At 49.7% G+C, this 316-nt stretch carries 1 protein-coding gene; it reads left to right on the forward strand.

Going from position 1 to position 316, the window contains the following annotated elements:
* Nucleotides 1-316, forward strand: a 316-nt coding sequence (locus tag AB9F29_RS21820) for an NAD(P)/FAD-dependent oxidoreductase (RefSeq protein WP_369757237.1), incomplete at both ends; no start/stop codon positions are given.

The raw sequence follows: 316 nt of genomic DNA on the forward strand, positions 1-316 counted from the left end.
GTTTATCTATCACTTGGAAAATAAACAAGTTTACGTCGGCTTTGTTGTGCACTTGAATTACGTAAACCCCTATGTTTTCCCATATATGGAATTCCAACGGTTCAAGCACCATCCTGAAATCGCAAAACTTCTCAAAGGTGGCCGTCGCGTGGCTTATGGCGCACGGGTGATTTCCGAAGGCGGCTATCAGTCGATGCCAAAGGCCGTTTTCCCAGGCGGCGCGCTTTTGGGATGTTCTGTCGGGCTGGTGAATTTGCCGCGCATCAAGGGCAATCATAACGCCATGTTCTCTGGGAAATTCGCCGCTGAAGCTGCT

This window comes from Falsihalocynthiibacter sp. S25ZX9, from assembly GCF_041205405.1.
GTDB classification, from domain to species: domain Bacteria; phylum Pseudomonadota; class Alphaproteobacteria; order Rhodobacterales; family Rhodobacteraceae; genus Falsihalocynthiibacter; species Falsihalocynthiibacter arcticus.